Genomic DNA, 281 nt, shown 5'->3' with positions numbered 1-281 from the left:
ATCGAGATCGCCCGCCCGGTCATCACCTCCAGCCCGCTTCTTCAAAACACCGACCTGATACGCCTGCTGATCGAGGCGACGCTGGAGCATCAGATCGCCGTGGCCCGCCGTCCGCGCCTGTCGGACGCCGTGTGCGACGCCATCATCGACCGGGGCGAGGCGGTGACCATGACCGCCCTGGCCTCGAACCGCACCGCCCAGATCAGCGAGGCGGCCATGCGCCGCCTGGTCGATCAGTCGCGCCGCGTCGCGGGCCTGCGCGCGCCACTGACGCGCCATCC

Annotated in this window: 1 protein-coding gene; it reads left to right on the top strand. The window is 70.8% G+C overall.

The window, feature by feature from the left end; genetic code table 11:
* On the top strand, positions 1-281 hold a 281-nt coding region (locus CVH10_RS19695; RefSeq protein ID WP_146143130.1), incomplete at both ends, for a DUF2336 domain-containing protein.

It is taken from the genome of Halomonas sp. ND22Bw (genome assembly GCF_003011945.1).
GTDB lineage: Bacteria > Pseudomonadota > Gammaproteobacteria > Pseudomonadales > Halomonadaceae > Halomonas > Halomonas halophila.
Note: the sequence above shows the minus strand (reverse complement) of the source record. Positions and strands in the feature narration are given on the sequence as shown.